This is a genomic window from Paenibacillus sp. sgz302148 (assembly GCF_056120465.1).
This window is the reverse complement of record NZ_JBVYOJ010000004.1, coordinates 351983-359068: the sequence shown is the minus strand read 5'-3', so window position 1 is coordinate 359068 and position 7086 is coordinate 351983. Positions and strand designations below refer to the sequence as shown.

The window sequence follows — 7086 nt, the reverse complement described above, 5'->3', positions numbered from 1 at the left end:
CAGCATCGCACACGGCGGCGGCGCAAGCATCGAGCGCGCCTCCCGCCGCAGGCGACGGCGACCTGCCGAAGCCGGGCAGGTCGAGCAGCCACACCGGCGCGCCGCTCAGCGCGTGCAGCCGTTCGGCCAGCGGCGCGAAATCGTCGGCGCCGCCGAGCAAGCCGTGCACGATCAACCACGGCGTGCCCGTGCCTTCGCGTACGAGCGCCGCCAGCCTTCCGGCGCGACGGCGGCTGAATCCGGCCGGATCGGCATAAGCGGGGTTCAACAGTCGGTAATCCAGATCGGCGATAACGAACGGCAGTACATCGCGGATGTCAAAATCATGCTCGGAGCCCATCCGCCCGAGCAATTGCTTCGCCTCTTCGGTACGGAACGACCGGTTCGTAATGAAGGCCAGCGATTCCGCGGGGATGCCCGTCAACCGGCCAAGTCCCGTATTCATGACGGCATGCAGCATGCCGACGGGAGCGGACATTCGCGGAACCGGCATCCGCAATTCGCGGGCGATTGTACCAAGCAGCTCGTTCATATTCGGGCTAGCTTCTTTATCGCCGAGCATATTATAAGTGCCGCCGGTCGGAGCTTTCTCACAGGCCAAGTGAACGATCACGCGGGCGACAACGTCGTTCGCGACCAGCGGCACCCAATGATCCGGGCCTCCCGGCACAAGCGGCATCAGACGGCGGCGCACCGCATGAACGAGAATGCCGAGGCCGCCTGTTTGCTCCGTCACGCCTGTCGGCTTGGCGCCAACAACGGTGCTCGGGTTGACGACGGACAGGGGATAACCGTGCCGGAGCGACTGCTGCCGGATGTACAGATCGGCGAGAAATTTCATTCTTTCATAGGCGCCATCGTTCTCCATAAATCGATCCATGCGCAGAACATCGGCCTTCGGATCGACGTTTCCGTCGTGGAAAGGGCTCATATAGCCGACGACATGTATAAAATGCCGCAATCCTCGGGAGCGATGAATCCGCTCGGCTAATTCGGCGAGATGCCGCGCACCCTCCAGGAAGGTTTGCCGCGCGGCGTCGTTTTCCAGCGTAATGTCCATCGCTCCTCCGGCATGAACGATAACGTCCGCCGTCATCGCCAGCGCCGTGTCGTCGGCGCTTAATCCGAGCCCCGGCGCGGACAAGTCGCCTTGCAGAAGGCGAATATGTTGGCGGCCGGATAAACCGATATCCGATAGCATTCGCTGCGCTTTGCCAACAGAACGCACTAGCAGCAGAAGCGTTCCCGTTTCCTCCCGGACGGCCCACTGCTTTAACGTTTCTTTGCCGATAAATCCCGTACTTCCCGTCATGAAAATAACCATAAGATCAACCTCCGATGAATTGGTAGAACTTCCGACTTCCCGGTAAAAACGATATGATATCGAAAATTAGTACTGAGTAGTACTATTCGATTTCAAAAAAATACGCTTCGTTAACGAAGCAATTTGAAAAACGATCGGCCGGTTTGTTGAATGATCGATAGGTCCGAAGTCGTTTCGGCCAATACGAGTGCGCCTTCCAATGCGGCAAGAAACAACATGGAAACCGCAGCCGCATCCAAATCCGGGCGAAATTCACCCGAGCCGATTCCCTGGCGGAACAGCTTTTCGAGGTTTGGCTTCAGCTCGGCAAAAAAACGCGAGATACGAGCCTTCACCTGCGATGCTTGCTCCGGACTTTGCACGTATAACGATACAAAAGGGCAGCCGCCCTGGCAATTGCGAACGGCGAATCCATCCGCCAGCGCCGCCAGGAATAAGAGGGTGCGTTCCTCGACGGTGCGATCGGGCTGCTCCAGAAGCGCCGTTAGCGCCGATTCATACGTAAACGCCCAATATTCGACGACGGCGAGAAGCAGTTCCTCCTTGCTTTTGAAATGATAATAAATGTTCGATTTCGAAACGCGGCTTTCGCGCATGACGTCGTCCATGCTCGTATGGGCGTATCCGCCGCGCAGGAAGAGCTGCGCCGCAACTTCGACGACATGCTTGCGGTTTGACGGCTGTGCGGCATTCGTTTTGGTTGATTTGTTTGATCTGTTTGTCATGACTAGAACTATACAGTACTAATCATATCGATGTCAAACGGTCAGCCCGATGTTTTTTTCAAAAGCGTCTTTGACGTACAAGGCAAAAGAGAGGTACAATCATTTTGAAAGTTACAGAAAGTTAAAGTTCGCTTATGCGTCGAGCGAAGGAGAACTTTTCTGTACCAAGAAAAGTTTCCGATTAGACACGAATGTATCTTCACCGATTAACTTCGATCAGAAGCTTTTCTTTATAGTTACGAGATATATAGTTCCAGGAGGTGCACGATGAACGGGGAACCGTTTTATATAAGGCGGAATCAGCCGATTTCCGAAGATTATGTCTCGCAATTCGAGAAGGTTAGCGGATTGTACGAGTACGCGCCGACGCCCGAATCGTGGACTCCGCGCGCCGAGTGGCTCGACCGTTCGGCAGAGACCCGCGTCGGCCGCAGCCGTCTCGCCGCTGCGCTCCGGCAATATAATGCGAGCATCGGCAACACATCGCTTGCTCACGAAGCGATCGACGCTCTGGAGGACGACCGGACGCTTGCCGTTGTCGGCGGACAGCAGGCCGGGTTGTTCACGGGCCAGCTCCTCGTTCTGTATAAGGCGATTACGATCATTCGCACGGCTCGAGAGGCGGAGCAGCGTCTCGGACGCCGGGTCGTTCCGATATTCTGGATTGCGGGCGAAGATCATGATTTTGATGAAGTGAATCATATCTATTCGTTATCCGGAGAGCTGCAAGTGCAGAAGCTGAAGATCGACCATCCGAACGGAAGCAAAAACGCGATTAGCCGTCTGCCGATCGATGCGGCGGCGTGGGAGGATGCGCTCAGGCAATTGGACGAATCGCTGATGGATTCCGAATTCAAGCCGCAGCTCATGGCTCAGCTTCGCGAAATTACCGGCGCTTCGAAGACGCTGTCCGACAGCTTCGCCCGTATTATGGTCCAATTGTTCGGCAGATACGGACTCGTGCTGCTTGATTCCGATGCGCTTGAGATCCGCGCCTTGGAAGGCGATATGTTCGCAAGGCTGATCTCTCGCAACGATGAGATCGAGCACGCCTTGTTCGCCGCCAAACGGAATATCGAAAACCTTGGCTATGAAGCGCAAGCCGACGTGCAGCCCGGCTGTGCGAACCTATTTTATTTTCATGACGAAACGCGGTTGCTCTTATATAAATCCGAGGATGGCGAACGGTTCTCCGATCGGCGGGACCGGGTATCGGTCGGCAAGAGTGAGCTGCTCGAGCTGGCTCATCGGGAGCCGGGCCAATTTAGCAATAACGTGATGACGCGTCCGCTGATGCAGGACTATCTTCTGCCCGTGCTCTCGGTTGTGCTAGGCCCAGGGGAAATTGCCTATTGGGCGTTGACCCGCGAAGCCTTCCGCGCGTTCGGCATGCAAATGCCGGTCATTACGCCGCGGTACGAGTACACGCTCGTTGACGGAACGGTGCAGAAACATATGGCGAAATATGCTTTGTCCTTCGACGACGTTCTATACCGATTCGAAGAGAAGCTGCAGGAATGGTTGAACAGCCAGGACGATCTGCACCTGGATGAGCGATTCGCCGAAGTGAAGTCGCGGTTCGACGATATGTACAAACCGCTGATCGAGCTGATCGCAGGCGTGCAGCCGGCTATTGGCAAGCTAGGAGAGACGAACCGTCACAAAATTCTCGAGCAAATCAAGTATTTGCAAGGGAAAGCGAACGATGCTTTCCGGATCCGGCACGACGCCGCGCTCCGGCAGCTGGAGCGGATTCGGCTGTCACTGATGCCCCTGGGTAAATTGCAGGAAAGAGTGTATAATATGTATGCTTATTTAAACCGTTACGGCGACGGGTGGCTGCATGGGTTATTGGATGCGTCGCCTCAATCGCTGCATACGATCGTTTACTTATAAGATTTCGCATTTTAATCTGGAAGAAACATAGTGAGAGGAGCCCGTCTATGACTGCAAAAACAAATAGCATTATCGCCGACCCGACGCTTGCGCCGGAAGGACATTTAAAAATCGATTGGGTTAACGCCCACATGCCTGTCTTGAACAAGATCCGCGAGCAATTCGAAAAGGAACAGCCGTTCAAAGGGCTGAAAGTTGCGATCTCGCTCCATTTGGAAGCAAAAACCGCTTATTTGGCGAAGGTCGTTCAAGCCGGCGGCGCGGAAGTGACGATTACCGGCAGCAATCCGCTTTCGACGCAGGACGACGTATGCGCGGCGCTTGTGGAAGACGGAATTACGGTGTTTGCCAAGTACAATCCCGATCCGCAGGAATATAAGGAATTGATGGTTAAAACGCTGGAAACGAAACCGGATCTGATAATCGACGACGGCGGCGATCTCGTCACGATTTTGCATTCCGAACGTCCGGATTTGCTTGCCCAAGTGCGCGGCGGGGCGGAAGAAACGACAACGGGCATTTTGCGCCTGAAAGCGCTCGAGAAGGAAGGCCGGCTGAAATTCCCGATGGTTGCCGTCAACGACGCGTTCTGCAAATATTTGTTCGACAACCGCTACGGTACGGGCCAATCCGTATGGGACGGCATTAACCGGACGACCAACCTTGTCGTCGCGGGCAAAACCGTCGTCGTCGTCGGCTACGGCTGGTGCGGCAAAGGGGTTGCGATGCGCGCGAAAGGACTTGGCGCAAACGTTGTCGTGACCGAGATCGACGCGATCAAAGCGGTCGAAGCTTATATGGACGGATTCACCGTCCTGCCGATGATCGAAGCGGCCAAAATCGGCGATTTCTTCGTGACGGTAACCGGCAACCGCGATGTGATCAACGGCGAGCACTACAAGGTAATGAAGGACGGCGCGATTTTGTCCAATGCGGGCCACTTCGACGTGGAAGTGAACAAACCGGACCTCGATGCGATTTCCGTCTCCAAACGGACGGTTCGCCGCAATATTGAAGAATATCAAATCAACGACGGCCGCAAGTTTTATTTGCTGGCGGAAGGCCGTCTCGTGAACTTGGCTGCGGGCGACGGACATCCGGCCGAAATTATGGATATGACGTTTGCCTTGCAGGCAATGTCACTGAAATACGTGAACGAGCAATATCAAGCGATCGGCAACAAGGTGGTCAACGTTCCTTACGAGCTTGACGAGCAGGTTGCGCGTTACAAGCTGGCTTCGCTAGGCACTTCCATCGACAAGCTGACCGACGAGCAAAAAGCTTATTTGGACAGCTGGGCGGAGCATTAAGCGAACCGGTTCTTGCTTAAAAAATAAGCGGTGTATCCTTCCGGAGGATATGCCGCTATTTTTTTTCGTCTCGCCACCTTTTTGCGTAACAATCCATATTTTGGTTGCGTCAATAGATTGAAGCAACCAAACAAAAGGGGGGGATCGTCGATGCACAAAAACAAAAACAAAATCTACGCGTTCAAAGGATGCTGGCTCGCTTTTGCGTTTTTTGCGATACTGGCATTGGTCGTCGGTTGCAGCAGCTACGAAGATTCAAAGGCGTCGACCGGGAAAGCGGACGGCAAGATGAGCGATACCGCGCCTGCGGAACAAACGCTTGCCGCAGAGCAGACAAAGTCCGAGATGGCTTCCGACACTGTTGATTACACCGGAACCGCATCGGATAAGGAGTCGATCGGAGGGAGCTCTCAGCCGATCGCCGCGGATGCAGACGGATTAAACCGCAAGTTGATTTATCGGGCGAACTTGACGATGGAGGTGGAAGATTACAACAAAGCGCAGACGGATCTGCGGAACTTAATTCACTTGTCGGGCGGTTACATTCTCCAGTTTGCCGACACGAAGTCCACGTCTGAGCTTGGGGGTTCGTTTACAGTCAAAATCCCTTCGGGCGGTTTTATGTCGTTCATTACCGAGATGGAAAAAATCAAGCATATCGATTTTCAGCGGTCCATGCAAGGAACGGATGTGACCGAGGAGTATGTCGATCTCGAAGCGCGTCTGAAAGCGAAAAAAGTCGTGGAGGCACGATTGCTCGCATTTATGGAAAAAGCGACGGGAGCGAATGACCTCGTCCGGTTTTCGTCCGAGCTTGGTGCGGTTCAAGAAGAAATGGAGCGGATCCAAGGGCGGATTCGTTATCTTGATCAGAATGTTGCGTTCTCCACGATCGAGCTGCGTATGTACCAGCGATTGGAACCCGCTTCCGCACTGAGCGAAGAAGGTCAGCCGTTCTGGGAAAGGATGACGGGTACGCTGCAATCAAGCGCCAACTTCGTATTCGACTTTTTGCAGTGGCTCGTTTTGCTTCTTGTCGCCTCTCTGCCTGTGCTCGCCATTTTGGTCGTTTTTGGCTTTCCGATTTATTGGATTGTACGAAAATCTCGCTCAATTCGTAAAATTCATACCGAAAACGATCAAAAAATAGAGACTTCCCCCCACTCTCTCCCACAAACGGATAATTCGTTGCCGAGCGGCGGGGACAAAACCTCGGAGTCCTTACAACATAAGGATGAATCGAAAATGTGAACGTTTATTAACAACATAAAATATGTTGCGAAAAATCCTGCCGCGAAGCAGGATTTTTGTTTTGCGTGGCGAATACTAGAAACAAAGTGGTGGAAAGTGGAGCGAAGTGGTGACATTCGGGGGAGGAGTGGAACGGGACGATGTTCATGGGCGAATATCAGCACAGTGTGGATGATAAAGGCCGTCTGATCATTCCGGCCAAGTTCCGTGAAGCCCTTGGACCTGACTTCATTATTACGCGCGGGCTCGACAATTGCTTGTTCGTCTACCCGAGAAGCGAATGGACGGTGCTGGAGCAGAAGCTTAAGGCATTGCCGCTGATGAAGTCTGACGCCCGGGCGTTTACCCGATTTTTCTTTTCCGGCGCGACGGAATGCGAGCTGGATAAACAGGGAAGGGTAAATATACCGAATACGCTTCGTGAATATGCCAAGCTTGACAAAGATTGCGTCGTGCTCGGCGTTTCCAACCGCGTTGAAATTTGGTGCAAGGAAGTGTGGGAAGGCTACTTCCAGCAATCGGAGCAATCGTTTAACGAAATTGCCGAGAAGCTGGTCGATTTTAACTTCGATTTATAATA

At 53.6% G+C, this 7086-nt stretch carries 6 protein-coding genes; 4 read left to right on the top strand and 2 right to left on the bottom strand.

Annotated elements, in window-relative coordinates; translation table 11 throughout:
- Both AC0LWM_RS08810 and AC0LWM_RS08805 read right to left on the bottom strand, forming a co-directional pair.
- Nucleotides 1-1324: alpha/beta fold hydrolase (locus AC0LWM_RS08810; protein WP_474674536.1), on the bottom strand; the 1324-nt coding region annotated here is incomplete at its 3' end.
- Between the two features lie 110 nt (nucleotides 1325-1434).
- Nucleotides 1435-2049: a TetR/AcrR family transcriptional regulator gene (locus AC0LWM_RS08805; RefSeq protein ID WP_474674535.1), complete on the bottom strand. Its 615-nt coding sequence runs from the start codon at nucleotides 2047-2049 to the stop codon at nucleotides 1435-1437.
- A 267-nt stretch (nucleotides 2050-2316) separates the two neighbouring features.
- Here AC0LWM_RS08805 and bshC point away from each other — a divergent pair, with 267 nt between their 5' ends.
- From bshC to mraZ, 4 genes are all read left to right on the top strand, one after another.
- A complete protein-coding gene (bshC, locus tag AC0LWM_RS08800; protein ID WP_474674534.1) occupies nucleotides 2317-3945 on the top strand; it encodes a bacillithiol biosynthesis cysteine-adding enzyme BshC in 1629 nt (542 codons plus the stop codon).
- Between the two features lie 47 nt (nucleotides 3946-3992).
- Nucleotides 3993-5255, top strand: coding sequence for an adenosylhomocysteinase (locus AC0LWM_RS08795; protein WP_474674533.1), 1263 nt, complete (start codon nucleotides 3993-3995; stop codon nucleotides 5253-5255).
- A 150-nt stretch (nucleotides 5256-5405) separates the two neighbouring features.
- Nucleotides 5406-6506 carry a DUF4349 domain-containing protein gene (locus AC0LWM_RS08790; RefSeq protein WP_474674532.1) on the top strand — a complete coding sequence of 367 codons (1101 nt, stop codon included), beginning with the start codon at nucleotides 5406-5408 and terminating at the stop codon, nucleotides 6504-6506.
- 140 nt (nucleotides 6507-6646) lie between these two features.
- Entirely contained in the window at nucleotides 6647-7084 is a 438-nt protein-coding gene (gene mraZ / locus AC0LWM_RS08785) for a division/cell wall cluster transcriptional repressor MraZ (RefSeq protein WP_474674531.1), read from the top strand.
- Nucleotides 7085-7086: the final 2 nt, after the last annotated feature.

Bases quoted from the DNA above. Each gene is read 5' to 3' on its own strand.
- mraZ (WP_474674531.1), top strand. From the start codon at position 6,647: ATGTTCATGGGCGAATATCAGCACAGTGTGGATGATAAAGGCCGTCTG.
- AC0LWM_RS08790 (WP_474674532.1), top strand. From the start codon at position 5,406: ATGCACAAAAACAAAAACAAAATCTACGCGTTCAAAGGATGCTGGCTC.
- AC0LWM_RS08795 (WP_474674533.1), top strand. From the start codon at position 3,993: ATGACTGCAAAAACAAATAGCATTATCGCCGACCCGACGCTTGCGCCG.
- bshC (WP_474674534.1), top strand. From the start codon at position 2,317: ATGAACGGGGAACCGTTTTATATAAGGCGGAATCAGCCGATTTCCGAA.
- AC0LWM_RS08805 (WP_474674535.1), bottom strand. From the start codon at position 2,049: ATGACAAACAGATCAAACAAATCAACCAAAACGAATGCCGCACAGCCG.